Annotated in this window: 12 protein-coding genes; all 12 read left to right on the plus strand. The window is 66.6% G+C overall.

What is annotated here, in order from left to right; genetic code table 11:
• The first annotated feature begins 82 nt into the window (after nt 1-82).
• The 12 genes from rpoB to rplB all read left to right on the plus strand — a co-directional run bounded on the left by rpoB (nt 83) and on the right by rplB (nt 17498).
• Nucleotides 83-4204: a DNA-directed RNA polymerase subunit beta gene (gene rpoB / locus CS1GBM4_RS00990; RefSeq protein WP_186416809.1), complete on the plus strand. Its 4122-nt coding sequence runs from the start codon at nt 83-85 to the stop codon at nt 4202-4204.
• A 129-nt stretch (nt 4205-4333) separates the two neighbouring features.
• Nucleotides 4334-8518 carry a DNA-directed RNA polymerase subunit beta' gene (gene rpoC, locus CS1GBM4_RS00995; protein ID WP_186416810.1) on the plus strand — a complete coding sequence of 1395 codons (4185 nt, stop codon included), beginning with the start codon at nt 4334-4336 and terminating at the stop codon, nt 8516-8518.
• A 258-nt stretch (nt 8519-8776) separates the two neighbouring features.
• Complete coding sequence (locus CS1GBM4_RS01000) at nt 8777-9865, plus strand: helix-turn-helix transcriptional regulator (RefSeq protein ID WP_186416811.1); 1089 nt, start codon at nt 8777-8779, stop codon at nt 9863-9865.
• 350 nt (nt 9866-10215) lie between these two features.
• The gene (gene rpsL, locus CS1GBM4_RS01005) at nt 10216-10587 is read left to right on the plus strand and encodes a 30S ribosomal protein S12 (protein WP_038358286.1); all 372 of its coding nucleotides are present in this window, start codon (nt 10216-10218) and stop codon (nt 10585-10587) included.
• Between the two features lie 71 nt (nt 10588-10658).
• Entirely contained in the window at nt 10659-11129 is a 471-nt protein-coding gene (gene rpsG, locus CS1GBM4_RS01010; RefSeq protein ID WP_186416812.1) for a 30S ribosomal protein S7, read from the plus strand.
• 36 nt (nt 11130-11165) lie between these two features.
• Nucleotides 11166-13241: an elongation factor G gene (gene fusA, locus CS1GBM4_RS01015; protein ID WP_186416813.1), complete on the plus strand. Its 2076-nt coding sequence runs from the start codon at nt 11166-11168 to the stop codon at nt 13239-13241.
• Between the two features lie 50 nt (nt 13242-13291).
• Nucleotides 13292-14482: an elongation factor Tu gene (gene tuf, locus CS1GBM4_RS01020; RefSeq protein WP_186416795.1), complete on the plus strand. Its 1191-nt coding sequence runs from the start codon at nt 13292-13294 to the stop codon at nt 14480-14482.
• A gap of 68 nt (nt 14483-14550) precedes the next feature.
• Nucleotides 14551-14859: a 30S ribosomal protein S10 gene (gene rpsJ / locus CS1GBM4_RS01025; RefSeq protein ID WP_043237115.1), complete on the plus strand. Its 309-nt coding sequence runs from the start codon at nt 14551-14553 to the stop codon at nt 14857-14859.
• Nucleotides 14860-14981: 122 nt separating this feature from the next.
• On the plus strand, nt 14982-15716 hold the full coding sequence (gene rplC, locus CS1GBM4_RS01030; RefSeq protein ID WP_186416814.1) for a 50S ribosomal protein L3: 735 nt from the start codon (nt 14982-14984) through the stop codon (nt 15714-15716).
• Nucleotides 15716-16336, plus strand: coding sequence for a 50S ribosomal protein L4 (gene rplD / locus CS1GBM4_RS01035; RefSeq protein ID WP_186416815.1), 621 nt, complete (start codon nt 15716-15718; stop codon nt 16334-16336). The genes rplC and rplD overlap by 1 nt, the downstream gene beginning before the upstream one ends.
• The gene (locus CS1GBM4_RS01040; protein WP_092159641.1) at nt 16333-16641 is read left to right on the plus strand and encodes a 50S ribosomal protein L23; all 309 of its coding nucleotides are present in this window, start codon (nt 16333-16335) and stop codon (nt 16639-16641) included. The genes rplD and CS1GBM4_RS01040 overlap by 4 nt, the downstream gene beginning before the upstream one ends.
• A gap of 14 nt (nt 16642-16655) precedes the next feature.
• Entirely contained in the window at nt 16656-17498 is an 843-nt protein-coding gene (gene rplB, locus CS1GBM4_RS01045) for a 50S ribosomal protein L2 (protein ID WP_186416816.1), read from the plus strand.
• The last annotated feature ends 6 nt before the right edge of the window (nt 17499-17504 follow it).

Consider the following 17504-nt stretch of genomic DNA (forward strand, 5'->3'; position numbering starts at 1 on the left):
GAGGCGCCGAGCGGCTCACCCGGCGGCCCGCCCGCCAGTCCCCGGACCGCCGGGTGAGCCGTCCGAGATCGCGAGGAACATGATGGTAACTTCCCTCCAGGGTCGCAGGCGCGTCCGCAAGTTCTTCGGCAAGCTCAAGGAAGTGGCGGAGATGCCGAACCTCATCGAGGTTCAGAAGGCGTCCTACGACCAGTTCCTGATGGTCGAGGAACCGAAGGGCGGCCGCGGCGACGAAGGCCTGCAATCGGTCTTCAAGTCGGTGTTCCCGATCGGCGACTTCTCGGGCGCGTCGCTGCTGGAGTTCGTCAAGTACACGTTCGAGCCGCCGAAATACGATGTCGACGAGTGCCGCCAGCGCGGCATGACCTTCTCGGCGCCGCTCAAGGTGACGCTGCGCCTGATCGTGTTCGATATCGACCCGGACACCCAGGCCAAGTCGGTCAAGGACATCAAGGAGCAGGACGTCTACATGGGCGAGATGCCGCTCATGACGGACAACGGCACCTTCATCGTCAACGGCACCGAGCGCGTCATCGTCTCGCAGATGCACCGCTCGCCGGGCGTGTTCTTCGACCACGACAAGGGCAAGACCCATTCCTCGGGCAAGCTGCTCTTCGCCGCCCGCATCATCCCCTATCGCGGCTCCTGGCTCGACATCGAGTTCGACGCCAAGGACATCGTCTACGCCCGTATCGACCGCAAGCGTAAGATCCCGGTCACCTCGCTGCTGTTCGCCCTCGGCATGGACGGCGAGGAGATTCTCGCGCGCTTCTACAACCACCTGACCTATGCCCGCGACAAGGACGGCTGGCGCGTTCCCTACGACGCCGAGCGCATGAAGGGCTTCAAGGCGACCGTCGACATGATCGACGCCGACACCGGCGAGGTGGTGATCGAGGCCGGCAAGAAGCTGGTCGCGCGCACCGCCCGCCAGCTCGCCGAGAAGGGCCTGAAGTTCCTGCGCGCCACGGACGAGGACCTCTACGGCCAGTACATCGCCGAGGACCTGGTCAACCCGGCCACCGGCGAGGTCTTCTCCGAGGCCGGCGACGAGATCGACGAGAAGAGCCTGAAGGCGCTGCTCGAGGCCGGGTTCGACGAGATCCCGGTGCTCGACATCGACCACATCACGGTCGGCCCCTATATCCGCAACACCCTCAAGGTCGACAAGAACTCGCGCCGCGAGGAGGCGCTGTTCGACATCTACCGCGTGATGCGCCCCGGCGAGCCGCCGACGCTCGAGACCGCCGAGAACATGTTCCAGTCGCTGTTCTTCGACGCGGAGCGCTACGACCTCTCGGCCGTCGGCCGGGTCAAGATGAACATGCGGCTCGACCTCGACGCCGAGGACACCGTGCGCATCCTGCGCAAGGAGGACATCTTCGCGGTCGTCAAGGCGCTGGTCGACCTGCGCGACGGCAAGGGCGAGATCGACGACATCGACCATCTCGGCAACCGGCGCGTGCGCTCGGTCGGCGAGCTGATGGAGAACCAGTATCGCCTCGGCCTGCTGCGCATGGAGCGCGCCATCAAGGAGCGCATGAGCTCGGTCGACATCGACACGGTGATGCCGCAGGACCTGATCAATGCGAAGCCCGCGGCCGCCGCGGTGCGCGAGTTCTTCGGCTCCTCGCAGCTCTCGCAGTTCATGGACCAGACCAATCCGCTCTCGGAGGTCACCCACAAGCGCCGCCTGTCGGCGCTCGGCCCGGGCGGCCTGACGCGCGAGCGCGCCGGCTTCGAGGTGCGCGACGTGCACACCACGCATTACGGCCGCATCTGCCCGATCGAGACGCCGGAAGGCCCGAACATCGGCCTGATCAACTCGCTCGCCACCTTCGCGCGCGTCAACAAGTACGGCTTCATCGAGAGCCCGTACCGGCGCGTGCGCGACGGCCGCCAGACCGACGAGATCATCTATCTCTCGGCGATGGAGGAGGCGAAGTACAACGTCGCCCAGGCGAACGCCGCCGTCGACGGGGAAGGCCGGCTGACCGACGACCTCGTCGTCTGCCGCCGCGCCGGCGAGGTCATCGTCGTGCCGGTCGACAAGGTCGACTTCATGGACGTCTCGCCCAAGCAGGTCGTCTCGGTGGCCGCGGCGCTGATCCCGTTCCTCGAGAACGACGACGCGAACCGCGCGCTGATGGGCTCGAACATGCAGCGCCAGGCGGTGCCGCTGGTGCGCGCCGACGCGCCCTTCGTCGGCACCGGCATGGAGGCCGCGGTCGCCCGCGACTCCGGCGCCGCCATCGCGGCCCGCCGCGCCGGCATCGTCGACCAGGTCGACGCGACCCGTATCGTCATCCGCGCCTCCGACGAGATGGACCCGACCAAGCCGGGCGTCGACATCTACCGTCTGCAGAAGTTCCAGCGCTCCAACCAGTCGACCTGCATCACGCAGCGTCCGCTGGTGCGCGTCGGCGACATCGTCAAGAAGGGCGACATCGTCGCCGACGGCCCGTCGACCGAGTTCGGCGAGCTCGCGCTCGGCCGCAACGTGCTGGTCGCGTTCATGCCGTGGAACGGCTACAACTTCGAGGACTCCATCCTGCTCTCGGAGAAGATCGTCTCTGAAGACATCTTCACCTCGATCCATATCGAGGAATTCGAGGTCATGGCCCGCGACACCAAGCTCGGGCCCGAGGAGATCACGCGCGACATTCCGAACGTCTCGGAAGAGGCCCTGAAGAACCTCGACGAGGCCGGCATCGTCTATATCGGCGCCGAAGTGGCGGCTGGCGACATCCTCGTCGGCAAGATCACGCCGAAGGGCGAAAGCCCGATGACGCCGGAAGAGAAGCTGCTGCGCGCGATCTTCGGCGAGAAGGCCTCGGACGTGCGCGACACCTCGCTGCGCGTGCCGCCGGGCGTCCAGGGCACGATCGTCGAGGTCCGCGTCTTCAACCGCCATGGCGTCGACAAGGACGAGCGCGCCCAGGCGATCGAGCGCGAGGAGATCGAGCGTCTCGCCAAGGACCGCGACGACGAGCAGGCGATCCTCGACCGCAACACCTTCGCGCGCCTGGCCGAGATCCTGACCGGCAAGACCGGCCTCGCCGGTCCCAAGGGCTTCAAGAAGGACACGGTCATCACCCGCGAGGTGATGAGCGAGTTCCCGCGTTCGCAATGGTGGCTGTTCGCCACGGCGGACGACGCCCTGATGACCGAAATCGAGGCGATGCGGAAGCAGTACGACGAGTCGAAGAAGCGCCTCGAGCAGCGCTTCCTCGACAAGGTCGAGAAGCTGCAGCGCGGCGACGAGTTGCCTCCGGGCGTGATGAAGATGGTCAAGGTCTTCGTCGCGGTGAAGCGCAAGATCCAGCCCGGCGACAAGATGGCCGGCCGCCACGGCAACAAGGGCGTGGTCTCGCGCATCGTTCCGGCCGAGGACATGCCGTTCCTCGAGGACGGCACCCATGCCGACATCGTGCTGAACCCGCTGGGCGTGCCCTCGCGCATGAATGTCGGGCAGATCCTCGAGACCCATCTGGGCTGGGCCGCCGCCGGCCTCGGCAAGCAGATCGGCAAGGCGATCGACGCCTATCGCAAGGCGCACGACTCCAAGGCCCTGCGTTCGGCCTTCGACGCGGTCTACGAGGACAACGAGATCGTGGCCTCGATGGGCGACGAGGAGCTGGTCGAGATGGGCCAGAACCTGCGCCGTGGCGTGCCGATCGCGACCCCGGTCTTCAACGGCGCCAAGGAGTCCGACATCGAGCGGCTGCTGGAGCAGGCGGGGCTTCACTCGTCGGGCCAGTCGACACTCTATGACGGGCGCACCGGCGAGCCGTTCGACCGCAAGGTCACGATGGGCTACATCTACATGCTGAAGCTGCACCATCTGGTGGACGACAAGATCCACGCCCGCTCGATCGGCCCGTACTCGCTGGTCACCCAGCAGCCGCTCGGCGGCAAGGCGCAGTTCGGCGGCCAGCGCTTCGGCGAGATGGAGGTCTGGGCGCTCGAGGCCTATGGCGCCGCCTACACGCTGCAGGAAATGCTGACGGTGAAGTCGGACGACGTGGCGGGCCGCACCAAGGTCTACGAGTCGATCGTGCGCGGCGAGGACAATTTCGAAGCGGGCATTCCCGAGAGCTTCAACGTGCTCGTCAAGGAGATGCGCTCGCTCGGCCTCAACGTCGAGCTGGTCAACAACAAGCAGAAGCCGGGCGAACTGCCGCCGGCCGAGGCGGCCGAATAAGGCTGCGGGCCCGCAAGGGGCCGCACGCGTTCGTCACTCATGCCGGCGGCAGTGCCGCCGCCGGCGAACGGATCAAGGGCCGGGCAGGGCGGTTTCCCCCAGAACCCCGCCGGCCACAGGAGACAGGCTATGAAGCAAGAGGTCATGAACCTTTTCGGCCAGCAGCCGGTGCAGCAGGCGTTCGACGCGATCAAGATCTCGATCGCCAGCCCCGAGAAAATCGCATCCTGGTCGTTCGGCGAGATCAAGAAGCCGGAGACGATCAACTACCGCACGTTCAAGCCGGAGCGCGACGGCCTGTTCTGCGCCCGCATCTTCGGGCCGATCAAGGACTACGAGTGCCTGTGCGGCAAGTACAAGCGCATGAAGTTCAAGGGCGTGATCTGCGAGAAGTGCGGCGTCGAGGTGACGCTCGCCCGGGTCCGGCGCGAGCGCATGGGCCATATCGAGCTCGCCGCCCCGGTCGCGCATATCTGGTTCCTGAAGTCGCTGCCCTCGCGCATCGGCCTGCTGATGGACATGCCGCTCAAGGACCTCGAGCGCATCCTCTACTTCGAATCGTATGTGGTGCTGGAGCCGGGCCTGACCCCGCTCAAGGACCGGCAGCTGCTGACCGAGGAGGAGTATGTCCGCGCCCAGGAGGAATACGGCGCCGACACCTTCACGGCGATGATCGGCGCCGAGGCGATCCGCGAGATGCTGCGCGCGCTCGACCTCGACCAGATCAATGCCGACCTGAAGCATGAGATCGCGACCACGACGTCGGAACTCAAGCCGAAGAAGCTGATGAAGCGCCTCAAGATCATCGAGGCCTTCCAGGAGTCGGGCAACAAGCCGGAATGGATGGTGATGACCGTGATCCCGGTCATCCCGCCGGATCTGCGCCCGCTCGTGCCGCTCGACGGCGGCCGCTTCGCGACCTCGGACCTGAACGACCTCTATCGTCGCGTCATCAACCGCAACAACCGCCTGAAGCGGCTGATCGAGCTGCGCGCGCCGGACATCATCATCCGCAACGAGAAGCGGATGCTGCAGGAATCGGTCGACGCGCTGTTCGACAACGGCCGCCGCGGCCGCGTCATCACCGGCGCCAACAAGCGTCCGCTGAAGTCGCTCGCCGACATGCTCAAGGGCAAGCAGGGCCGCTTCCGCCAGAACCTGCTCGGCAAGCGCGTCGACTATTCCGGCCGCTCGGTCATCGTGGTCGGCCCGGAGATGAAGCTGCACCAGTGCGGGCTGCCCAAGAAGATGGCGCTCGAGCTGTTCAAGCCGTTCATCTATGCGCGCCTCGACGCCAAGGGCTACTCGACCACGGTCAAGCAGGCCAAGAAGCTGGTCGAGAAGGAGAAGCCCGAGGTCTGGGACATCCTGGACGAGGTCATCCGCGAGCATCCGGTGCTGCTGAACCGCGCCCCGACGCTGCACCGCCTCGGCATCCAGGCCTTCGAGCCGGTGCTGATCGAGGGCAAGGCGATCCAGCTGCACCCGCTGGTCTGCGCCGCCTTCAACGCCGACTTCGACGGCGACCAGATGGCCGTGCACGTCCCGCTGTCGCTCGAGGCGCAGCTGGAAGCGCGCGTGCTGATGATGTCGACCAACAACATCCTGCACCCGGCGAACGGCATGCCGATCATCGTGCCGTCGCAGGACATCGTGCTCGGCCTCTACTACCTCTCGATCATCTCGGATGGCGAGCCGGGCCAGGGCAAGGTGTTCGGCGATTTCGGCGAGCTCGAATACGCGCTGCACGAGAAGATCGTCACGCTGCATTCGAAGATCAGATATCGCTGGACCGGCGTCGGCCATGACGGCAAGCCGTACACGAAGATCTACGACACCACGCCCGGCCGGGTGATCCTCTCGACCGCGCTGCCGGAGCACCCGGCGGTGTCCTTCGACGTCGTCAACAAGCTGATGACCAAGAAGGAGATCTCCAACATGATCGACGCCGTCTATCGCGGCTGCGGTCAGAAGGAGTCGGTGATCTTCTGCGACCGCGTCATGGGGCTGGGCTTCAAGCACGCCTTCAAGGCCGGCATCTCCTTCGGCAAGGACGACATGGTCGTGCCGGAGAACAAGTGGGAGATCGTCGACGCGACGCGGACCCTCGCCAAGGATTACGAGCAGCAGTACCAGGACGGCCTGATCACCCAGGGCGAGAAGTACAACAAGGTCGTCGATGCCTGGGCGAAGTGCTCCGACAAGCTCGCCCAGGAGATGATGGCCCGCATCTCGACCGTGAAGAAGGACGAGAGCGGCCGCGACAAGCCGATCAACTCGATCTACATGATGAGCCATTCGGGCGCCCGCGGCTCGCCGGCGCAGATGCGCCAGCTCGCCGCCATGCGCGGCCTGATGGCGAAGCCGTCGGGCGAGATCATCGAGTCGCCGATCATCTCGAACTTCAAGGAAGGCCTCGACGTTCTCGAGTACTTCAACTCGACGCACGGCGCCCGCAAGGGCCTGGCCGACACGGCGCTCAAGACGGCGAATTCGGGTTACCTGACCCGCCGCCTCGTCGACGTGGCGCAGGACGCGATCATCTCCGAGACGGATTGCGGCTCGGACAACGGCATCAAGATGCGCGCCATCGTCGATGCCGGCCAGGTCGTGGCCTCGCTCGGCATGCGCATCCTGGGCCGTTCGGCGGCCGAGGACGTCACCGACATCGACGGCAACGTCCTGGTCGCCAAGGGCGCCGTGATCGAGGAGAGCCACATCTCCAGGATCAACGCCGCCGGCATCCAGGAGGTGAAGATCCGCTCGGTGCTGACCTGCGAGACCAAGAACGGTGTCTGCGCGACCTGCTACGGGCGCGACCTCGCCCGCGGCACGCCCGTCAACATGGGCGAGGCCGTCGGCGTCATCGCGGCGCAGTCGATCGGCGAGCCGGGCACGCAGCTCACCATGCGCACCTTCCACATCGGCGGCGCGGCCACGATCGCCGACCAGTCCTTCGTCGAGTCGAACTTCGAGGGCACGGTCAAGATCCGCAACCGCAACGTCGCGCGGAACTCGGACGGCGACCTGATCGCGATGGCGCGCAACCTCGCCATCGTCATCACCGGCCCGGACGGCGCCGAGCGTGCGGTGCACCGCGTCCAGTTCGGCTCGAAGCTGCGCGTCGACGACGGCGACAAGGTCAAGCGCGGCCAGCGCCTGATCGAGTGGGATCCCTATTCCCGCCCGATCCTGGCGGAGGTCGACGGCAAGGTCGGCTACGAGGACCTGGTCGACGGCATGTCGATGACGGAGACGACCGACGAGGCGACCGGCATCAGCAAGCGCGTCGTCATCGACTGGCGCGGCTCGGCCCGGACCTCGGACCTGCGCCCGGCCATCACGGTGCAGGGCCCGGACGGCAAGATCGCCAAGCTCGCGCGCGGCGGCGATGCCCGCTACATCCTGCCCGTCGACGGCATCCTGTCGGTGGAGCCGGGCTCGTCGGTGAAGGCCGGCGACGTGCTGGCGCGTGTCTCGACCGACTCGGCCAAGACCCGCGACATCACCGGCGGTCTGCCGCGGGTCGCCGAGCTGTTCGAGGCGCGCCGGCCGAAGGATGCCGCGATCATCGCCGAGAAGGCCGGCGTCATCGGCTTCGGTCGCGACTACAAGAACAAGCGTCGCGTCACGCTGACCCCGCATGACGGCTCCGAGCCGGTCGAGTACCTGATCCCGAAGGGCAAGCACATCCACCTGCAGGATGGCGACGTCGTCGAGATCGGGGACTACATCCTCGACGGCAACCCGGCGCCGCACGACATCCTGGCGATCAAGGGCGTCGAGGAGCTTGCCGCTTACCTGGTCAACGAGATCCAGGAGGTCTACCGCCTCCAGGGCGTGACCATCAACGACAAGCATATCGAGGTCATCGTCCGGCAGATGCTGCAGAAGGTCGAGATCACGGATTCGGGTGACACCGACATCCTGACCGGCGACCAGGTCGACCGCATCGAGCTGGAGGAGGTCAACGCCAGGATGCGCGAGGAGGGCAAGAAGCCGGCTTCCGGCGTGCCCGTCCTGCTCGGCATCACCAAGGCCTCGCTGCAGACCCGCTCGTTCATCTCGGCCGCCTCCTTCCAGGAGACGACCCGCGTCCTCACCGAGGCGGCGGTCAACGGCAAGATGGACATGCTGGAAGGCCTCAAGGAGAACGTCATCGTCGGCTCGCTGATCCCGGCCGGCACCGGCGCGCAGGTCGCCCGCATCAAGCAGGTGGCGACGCGCCGCGACGATCTCATCGTCGGCCAGAAGGCGGATGCCGCGGCCAAGGCGGCGGCTGCCGCCGCGGCGGCCCTGCCGGCGGCCGAATAACAAGATCGACGGGGCCCTCCCCGCGTCGCGAGATGGCCGCCCCCGGGCGGCCGTTTTCGTTTCAGGCTCTTGACCTTTTCCGCCGCCGCCGGCCTAAGTTGACGTTGCGAGACCTGTCGGGGGGCAGCGATGCGCCGGCACGCCTTGCGCTGATCGGCCGGATGCGGCCGGGCGGCGAGGGGCGGGCTGACACACCATACGGGGCGTGGTCCGCGGAGGAATGCCTTCGTCTGCGGACCGGCCGGCGCGGCCGGGATCATGGACGAGCGATTTCTCGACAGTCTCTACGAGGCGGCGGTGGTGCCGGAGCTGTGGCCGGAGGTTCTGCGCCGCTTCAACGAGATCGCCCGCGGCGCGGGCGCGGTCCTGGTCGCGGTGACGCCGAGCTCCAATCGCTGGATCTCCTCCTCGCCGGAGTTCGACGAGATCGTCACGACGCATTTCAACCGCTTTCCCGGCAATGAACGGACGCGCCGCCTGCTCGAGCGCCGCCATGCCGGCTTCCTGCGCGACATCGACATCTTCACGGACGGCGAGATGGCGAACGAGCCGGTCTATCGCGATTTCCTGCTGCCGCAGGGGTTCGGCATCGGGGTCGCCACCTCGATCGCCTCGCCGAGCGGCGAGGCCTTCATCCTGCACGCCGAGCGAGAACGCCGGGAAGGGCCGGTGGACGACGGGCTGATCGCGCATTTCGACCGGATGCGGCCACATCTCGCCCGCGCCATGCTGCTCTCCGCCCGGCTCGAGTTCGAGCGGGCGCGCGGCGCCGCACAGGCGCTGGAGGCGATCGGCCTGCCGGCCGCGGTGCTCGACCGGAACGGCCGGGCACTGGCGCTCAATCCCCGGTTCGCGGCGCTGATCCCGGCCGTGGCGCTCGACCGCCCGTCGCGGCTGGGCCTGGCCGATCCAGCCGCTGACGGGCTGCTCGCCGCGGCGGTGCAGACCGTCGGACAGGCGGCGGGCGCGACGGTGCGCTCGATCCCGGTGGCGCGGCGCGAGGATCTGCCGCCGCTGATCCTGCATCTGACGCCGATCCGCGGCGCGGCCCACGACATCTTCTCGCGGGCGGCGAGCATCCTGGTGGTGACGCCGGTGGTGGTGAAGGAGGTGCCGACCGCCGACATCGTGCAGGGGCTGTTCGACCTGACGCCGGCGGAGGCGCGGCTCGCCGCGCTGATCGCGGCAGGCTACCGCCCGCGCGAGGCGGCGGCCGCGCTCGGCGTGATGGAGGCGACCGCGCGCTCGACGCTGAAGCGCGTCATGGCCAAGACCGGGCTGCACCGCCAGGCCGAACTGGTCGGCCTCCTGCGCGGAACCGGCATGGCGGCGGGCACGGCCGATTGAGCCGGCCGGAGCACGCGGCGGCGAGATCGCGCTCGGCCTGCGATTTCCGGGGTTGACGCGAATCTTCAGCTGAGTCATAAGCGCGCCACTGTCGACGGCTGTCGGACACGTTTGTCGCTTGCCATGTTGCAAGCGAGGTTCGCGACCGAAACTCCGTCGGAATTCCAGCGTCGAACGACGACATGGCAGGACGCATGAACGCGGTCGCTATCCGTGTTCCTCTGCATGGCGAGCGCGCCTGAGGCCCCAGATCTGGGCGCCGATGGCGCGGCTTCGTTTGGTCATGGCCTCGCGCGGCGCCGGAATGGACACCGAATTCATCTAGCGCTCAAGGGAGCGAGAGGCCTTAAATGCCGACAATCAGCCAGCTGATCCGCAAGCCGCGCTCGCCGGTCAAGGCGCGCAACACCGCTCCGGCGCTCGAGAGCTGCCCGCAGAAGCGCGGCGTCTGCACGCGCGTCTACACGACGACCCCGAAGAAGCCGAACTCGGCGCTGCGCAAGGTCGCCAAGGTGCGCCTGACCAACGGCTTCGAGGTCATCGGCTACATTCCGGGCGAGGGTCACAACCTCCAGGAGCACTCGGTCGTCATGATCCGTGGCGGCCGCGTGAAGGACCTTCCCGGCGTGCGCTACCACATCCTGCGCGGCGTGCTCGACACGCAGGGCGTCAAGAACCGCAAGCAGCGCCGTTCGAAATACGGCGCCAAGCGTCCGAAGTAATCAGTGCCGGACCGGCCGGGCAGGGGCCCAGCCGGTTCGCCGTTTTAAGAGAATTGACCGGAGACTAGACGATGTCCCGCCGCCACAGTGCAGAGAAGCGCGAGATCATTCCCGACGCCAAGTTCGGCGACGTGGTCGTGACCAAGTTCATGAACTCGGTCATGTACGAGGGCAAGAAGTCGACCGCCGAAGGCATCGTCTACGGCGCCTTCGACATCATCGAAGGCAAGCTGAAGACCGATCCGCTCGCCGTCTTCAAGACCGCGCTCGAGAACGTCGCCCCGGCGATCGAGGTCCGCTCCCGCCGCGTCGGCGGCGCGACCTACCAGGTCCCGGTCGAGGTGCGCTCGGAGCGCCGCCAGGCTCTCGCCATCCGCTGGCTGATCGCCGCCGCCCGCGGCCGCAACGACCGCACCATGGTCGAGCGCCTCTCGGCCGAGCTGATGGACGCGGCGAACAACCGCGGCAACGCCGTCAAGAAGCGCGAAGACACGCACCGGATGGCGGAAGCCAACCGCGCCTTCTCGCACTACCGCTGGTAATTCGTCCGTTCGGACCCGGAAAGACAGAGCATTCCCATGCCCCGTTCTCATCCCATCGATCGCTATCGCAACTTCGGCATCATGGCCCACATCGATGCCGGCAAGACGACGACGACCGAGCGCATCCTGTTCTACACCGGCAAGAGCCATAAGATCGGCGAAGTCCATGACGGCGCCGCGACCATGGACTGGATGACGCAGGAGCAGGAGCGTGGCATCACGATCACCTCCGCCGCGACGACCTGCTTCTGGCGCGACATGCGCCTGAACATCATCGACACCCCCGGCCACGTCGACTTCACCATCGAGGTCGAGCGCTCGCTGCGCGTGCTCGACGGCGCCGTGTGCGTGCTCGACGGCAACCAGGGCGTCGAGCCGCAGACCGAGACCGTCTGGCGCCAGGCCGACAAGTACGACGTTCCGCGCGTCGTCTTCGTCAACAAGATGGACAAGATCGGCGCCGATTTCTATCGCTGCGTCCAGGACATCATCGACCGCGTCGCCGGCAAGCCGGTCTGCCTGCAGATTCCGATCGGTTCCGAGTCGAACTTCGCCGGCGTGATCGACCTGGTGAAGATGAAGGCGATCGTCTGGAACGGCGAGGCGCTCGGCGCCTCCTTCGAGGAGAAGGAGATCCCCGCCGATCTCGCCGACAAGGCCGCCGAGTATCGTTCGAAGCTGGTCGAAGCCGCCGTCGAGATGGACGATGCGGCGATGGAGGCCTATCTCGAAGGCACCGAGCCGGACGCGGACACGCTGCGCAGGCTGGTCCGCACCGCGGTGCAGCGCCGTGCCTTCCACCCGGTCCTGTGCGGCTCGGCCTTCAAGAACAAGGGCGTGCAGCCGCTGCTCGACGCCGTCGTCGACTATCTGCCGTCGCCGGTGGATCGCGGCGCGGTCGAGGGCATCGACTTCAAGACCGAAGAGCCGACCACCCGCAATCCGAGCGACGAAGATCCCTTCGCCATGCTCGCCTTCAAGATCATGGACGACCCGTTCGTCGGCACGATCACCTTCTGCCGCGTCTATTCCGGCAAGGTCGAGGCGGGCCAGGGCGTCGTCAACTCGACGCGCGACAAGAAGGAGCGCGTCGGCCGCATGCTCCTGATGCACGCGAACAACCGCGAGGACATCAAGGAGGCCTATGCCGGCGACATCGTCGCCCTGGCCGGCCTCAAGGACGTCCGCACCGGCGACACGCTGTGCGATCCGAACAATGCGGTGATCCTGGAGCGCATGGAGTTCCCCGAGCCGGTCATCACGATCGCGATCGAGCCGAAGTCGAAGGCGGACCAGGAGAAGCTGGGTCTCGCCCTGTCGAAGCTCGCGAACGAGGACCCGTCCTTCCGCGTCTCGACCGACCAGGAGAGCGGCCAGACCATCCTCAAGGGCATGGGCGAGCTGCACCTCGACATCAAGGTCGACATCCTGAAGCGCACCTACAAGGTCGACGCCAATATCGGCGCGCCGCAGGTCGCCTATCGCGAGACGATGACCAAGAAGGCCGAGGTCGACTACACCCACAAGAAGCAGACCGGCGGCACCGGCCAGTTCGCCCGCGTCAAGCTGGTGGTCGAGCCGAACGAGGTCGGCAAGGGCTTCGAGTTCGAGTCGAAGATCGTCGGCGGCGCGGTGCCGAAGGAGTACATCCCGGGCGTCGAGAAGGGCCTGCAGTCGGTGATCGGCTCGGGCGTCCTCGCCGGCTTCCCGGTGGTGGACATCAAGGTCTCGCTGATCGACGGCGCCTTCCACGAGGTCGACTCGTCGGCGCTGGCCTTCGAAATCGCGTCGCGCGCCGCTCTGCGCGAAGCGCTGCAGAAGGGCGGCTCGGTGCTGCTCGAGCCGATCATGAAGGTCGAGGTGGTGACCCCCGAGGACTATACCGGCTCGGTCATCGGCGACCTGAACTCCCGGCGCGGCCAGATCCAGGGCCAGGACATGCGCGGCAACGCCGTCGTGATCAACGCGATGGTGCCGCTGGCGAACATGTTCGGCTACGTGAACCAGCTGCGCTCGTTCAGCCAGGGCCGCGCCAACTACACGATGCAGTTCGACCACTACGAGCAGGTGCCGTCCGCGGTCGCTGCCGAGGTCCAGGCCAAGTACGCCTGATCGAACAAGGCATTAGACGGAACATTTGAAGAAATCTGACGGAGGCTGAGATGGCCAAAGAGAAGTTTTCGCGGACGAAGCCGCACTGCAACATCGGTACGATTGGTCACGTTGACCATGGCAAGACGTCTTTGACGGCTGCGATCACGAAGGTTCTGGCTGAGTCTGGCGGCGCGTCGTTCACGGCGTATGACCAGATCGACAAGGCGCCGGAGGAGAAGGCGCGCGGGATCACGATCTCGACGGCGCATGTGGAGTACGAGACGCCGAAGCGTCACTATGCGCATGTCGACTGCCCCGGGCACGCGGACTATGTGAAGAACATGATCACGGGCGCGGCGCAGATGGACGGCGCGATCCTGGTCGTGTCGGCGGCGGACGGTCCGATGCCGCAGACGCGCGAGCACATCCTGCTGGCGCGCCAGGTCGGCGTTCCGGCGCTGGTGGTGTTCATGAACAAGGTCGACCTGGTCGACGATGCGGAGCTGCTCGAGCTGGTCGAGATGGAGATCCGCGAGCTTCTGTCGAAGTACGATTTCCCGGGCGACGACATCCCGATCACGAAGGGCTCGGCGAAGGCCGCGCTGGACGGCGTGACGCCGGAGATCGGGCATGACGCGGTGATCGCGCTGATGAAGACGGTCGACGACTACATTCCGCAGCCGGAGCGTCCGATCGACCAGCCGTTCCTGATGCCGGTCGAGGACGTGTTCTCGATTTCGGGCCGCGGCACGGTGGTGACGGGGCGCGTCGAGCGCGGGATCGTGAAGGTCGGCGAGGAGATCGAGATCGTCGGCATCCGCGACACGCAGAAGACGACGGTGACGGGCGTCGAGATGTTCCGCAAGCTGCTGGACCAGGGCCAGGCTGGCGACAACATCGGTGCGCTGCTGCGCGGCACGAAGCGCGAGGACGTGGAGCGCGGCCAGGTGCTGTGCAAGCCGGGCTCGGTGAAGCCGCACAAGAAGTTCAAGGCCGAGGCGTACATCCTGACGAAGGAGGAGGGCGGGCGCCACACGCCGTTCTTCACCAACTACCGTCCGCAGTTCTACTTCCGCACGACGGACGTGACCGGCGTGGTGCACCTGCCCGAGGGCACGGAGATGGTGATGCCGGGCGACAACATCGCCATGACGGTCGAGCTGATCACCCCGATCGCGATGGAAGAGAAGCTGCGCTTCGCCATCCGCGAAGGCGGCCGCACCGTCGGCGCCGGCGTCGTCGCGTCGATCATCGAGTAAGCAGGCTGATCTGAGGGCGAGAGCCCTTCGGGGCTTTCGCCTTTTCACGTCACGGAGACAACAGGACCATGAACGGTCAGAATATCCGGATCCGCCTCAAGGCGTTCGACCATCGTATCCTCGATGCGTCGACGCGCGAGATCGTCTCGACGGCGAAGCGCACCGGCGCCCAGGTCCGCGGCCCGATTCCGCTGCCGACCCTGATCGAGAAGTTCACCGTCAACCGCTCGCCCCACATCGACAAGAAGTCGCGGGAGCAGTTCGAGATGCGGACCCACAAGCGGGTTCTCGACATCGTCGATCCGACCCCGCAGACGGTCGACGCCCTCATGAAGCTCGATCTCGCCGCCGGCGTCGACGTCGAAATCAAGCTTTGAATTGTCGATGGTCCGCGTGACGAACCGGTATCCACTTCGTCTGACCATCGACTGATCCATCATCGGGTCCTCTGTTTCCGGCCGCTCCGGATGGACATGACCCCAAGGGAAGGTATGCACCGATGCGTTCCGGTGTGATTGCACAGAAAGTCGGGATGACCCGCATCTTCACCGATGCCGGCGAGCACATCCCGGTCACCGTGCTGAAGCTCGACAACTGCCAGGTCGTCGCGCACCGCACGAAGGAGAAGAACGGCTATGTCGCCGTGCAGCTCGGGACGGGCCGTGCCAAGGTCAAGAACGTCTCGAAGGCGCAGCGCGGCCATTTCGCCGTGGCCAAGGTCGAGCCGAAGCAGAAGCTGGTCGAGTTCCGCGTCAGCGACGACGCGTTGATTCCGGTCGGCGCCGAGCTGACCGCCGACCACTTCGTCGTCGGCCAGTTCGTCGACGTCTCGGGCACGACCACCGGCAAGGGCTTCGCCGGCGGCATGAAGCGCTGGAACTTCGGCGGCCTGCGCGCCACGCACGGCGTCTCGATCTCGCATCGTTCGATCGGTTCGACCGGTGGCCGCCAGGACCCGGGCAAGACCTTCAAGAACAAGAAGATGCCGGGCCATCTCGGTGTCGAGCGCGTCACCACGCAGAACCTGCGCGTCGTCCAGACGGATGCCGAGCGCGGCCTGATCCTGGTCGAGGGCGCCGTCCCCGGCGTCGCCGGCGGCTGGATCCATGTCCGCGACGCCGTCAAGCGCGCGCTGCCGAAGGACGCTCCGCTGCCGGGCAAGTTCAAGGTCGCCGGCGAGGGCAAGGCCGAAACGAACGAGGCTCCTGCGGCCCAGGCTGAGGAGAACGCGTGATGAAACTCGATATCGTCACTCTTGACGGCGGCAAGGCCGGCTCGCTCGAGCTGTCCGACGCGATCTTCGGCCTCGAGCCGCGCGCCGACCTGCTCGCCCGCATGGTGCGCTACCAGCTCGCCAAGCGCCGCGCCGGCACGCACAAGTCCAAGGGCCGTTCGGAAGTCGACCGCACCCGCAAGAAGATCTACAAGCAGAAGGGCACCGGCGGCGCTCGCCACGGCGCGGCTTCGGCGCCGCAGTTCCGCGGCGGCGGCAAGGCCTTCGGCCCGGTCGTGCGCGACCATGCGCACGAGCTGCCGAAGAAGGTGCGGGCGCTCGCCCTGCGCCATGCGCTCTCGGCCAAGGCCAAGGACGCCGGCCTGATCATCCTCGACGACGCGAAGCTCGCGGAGCCGAAGACCAAGATCCTGCTCGGCCATTTCGGCAAGCTGGACCTGTCCAGCGCGCTGGTGATCGGCGGCGCCGAGATCGATGTGAACTTCGGCCTGGCGGCGCGTTCGATCCCGAATGTCGACGTCCTGCCGGTCCAGGGCATCAACGTCTATGACATCCTGCGTCGCGACAAGCTCGTGCTGACGCGCTCGGCTGTCGATGCGCTGGAGGCGCGCTTCAAATGAGCCAGTCCAAGAACCTCGATCCGCGGCACTACGACGTCATCGTCGGGCCGGTGATCACCGAGAAGGCGACCATGCTCTCCGAGCACAACAAGGTCGTGTTCAAGGTCGCCAAGACCGCGACCAAGCCGCAGATCAAGGCGGCGGTCGAGAAGCTGTTCGACGTCAAGGTGGTGAGCGTCAACACGCTGGTCACCGAAGGCAAGGTCAAGGTCTTCCGCGGCCGGCTCGGCCAGCGGTCCGACGTCAAGAAGGCGGTCGTGACCCTCGAAGAGGGCCACTCCATCGACGTCACCACGGGCCTCTGAGAGGGATCGTCATCATGGCTTTGAAAAGCTTCAAGCCGATCACGCCGAGCCTTCGCCAGCTCGTGATCGTCGACCGCAGCGAGCTCTACAAGGGCAAGCCGGTCAAGGCGCTGACCGAGGGCAAGTCGTCCTCGGGCGGCCGCAACAATCTCGGCCGGATCACCGTCCGCTTCCGCGGCGGCGGCCACAAGCGCACCCTGCGCCTGGTCGACTTCAAGCGCCGCGGCAAGCCCGGCGTGCCGGCGACCGTGGAGCGGATCGAGTATGATCCGAACCGCACCGCCTTCATCGCCCTGATCAAGTATCAGGACGGCGAGCTCTCCTACATCCTGGCGCCGCAGCGCCTGGCGGTGGGCGATACCGTCGTGGCCGGCGACAGCGTCGACGTGAAGCCCGGCAACGCCGCCCCGATGGGCTCGCTGCCGATCGGCACGATCGTCCACAATGTCGAGCTCAAGATCGGCAAGGGCGGGGCGCTGGCGCGCTCGGCGGGCAACTACGCCCAGATCGTCGGCCGTGACCAGGGCTACGTCATCGTCCGCCTGAACTCGGGCGAGCAGCGCCTGATCAGCGGCCTGTGCTACGCCACCGTGGGCGCGGTCTCGAACCCCGACCACATGAACATCAACGTCGGCAAGGCCGGCCGCAATCGCTGGCTGGGCAAGCGTCCGCACAATCGCGGCGTGTCGATGAACCCGGTCGACCATCCGCACGGCGGTGGTGAAGGCCGCACCTCGGGCGGCCGCCACCCGGTCACCCCGTGGGGCCTGCCGACCAAGGGCAAGAAGACTCGCTCGAACAAGCGGACCGACACGTTCATCGTGTCGAGCCGTCACGCCCGCAAGAAGAAGAACTGAGGTCCG

The sequence above is a fragment of the Allobosea sp. CS1GBMeth4 genome (assembly GCF_900185715.1).
Lineage (GTDB): Bacteria > Pseudomonadota > Alphaproteobacteria > Rhizobiales > Beijerinckiaceae > Allobosea.